General features: G+C 37.4%; 1 protein-coding gene. It reads right to left on the bottom strand.

Going from position 1 to position 642, the window contains the following annotated elements; translation table 11 throughout:
• Nucleotides 1-220: 220 nt before the first annotated feature.
• Nucleotides 221-451, bottom strand: a complete 231-nt coding sequence (gene yacG / locus CWB66_RS11430) for a DNA gyrase inhibitor YacG (protein WP_077536896.1) — start codon at nt 449-451, stop codon at nt 221-223.
• Nucleotides 452-642: the final 191 nt, after the last annotated feature.

Here is a 642-nt window from a genome sequence, read left to right on the forward strand (position 1 = left end):
GAAATAAAGAGTTAATCGTCCCTAGATCGAGCTCAAAGGGCAGCGCATGTTTGGCATTTACACTACGTTATCGCCTATTTATGGGGAATAACCACACTACATAGGCTCTGTCTTGTCTAAATACCAAACATTCTGCTGCAAAATCAATCACGAAAAGTCAGCACGCCCCAAAAAACCAGCGTAATGCTGGTTTTTGTTTTTAGGGCATTATGGAGATAAATTATTTAAAAAAATCATCTTCATTTTTAGCCATCATGGCTTCAATATCTTCAATCATGTCTTGGCTAAATTCATCTGCGGAGGTGATTGGCGCAGAAATTTTATTATTTTCAAACGACCACTCACCGAGATCAATAAGCTGGCAGCGCTTTGAGCAAAACGGGCGAAATGGACTTTGCTCTGACCATTCAACTTTAGTTTTACAGGTTGGGCAGTTTACAACAGTAGGCATAAATTACTCTCTACAAATTTTTGGTGCATATTACATTACTTAACCTGAACTCTGGATAATAAATCTATCTCAAACAGCTATTTTCAGCGCTAACTACGTTGAATTTACTTACAATAGGCCCGCTATTGACGCGTAAATTCGCTTTGTTTTCATTGAAAATCTCTGGCTAGAGAATAATAAATTTAAATATC

Origin of the sequence: Pseudoalteromonas sp. S558 (assembly GCF_005886635.1) — a bacterium.
Lineage (GTDB): Bacteria > Pseudomonadota > Gammaproteobacteria > Enterobacterales > Alteromonadaceae > Pseudoalteromonas > Pseudoalteromonas aliena.

Excerpts from the sequence above, each read along its gene's own strand:
- yacG (WP_077536896.1), bottom strand. The coding sequence starts at position 451 with ATGCCTACTGTTGTAAACTGCCCAACCTGTAAAACTAAAGTTGAATGG.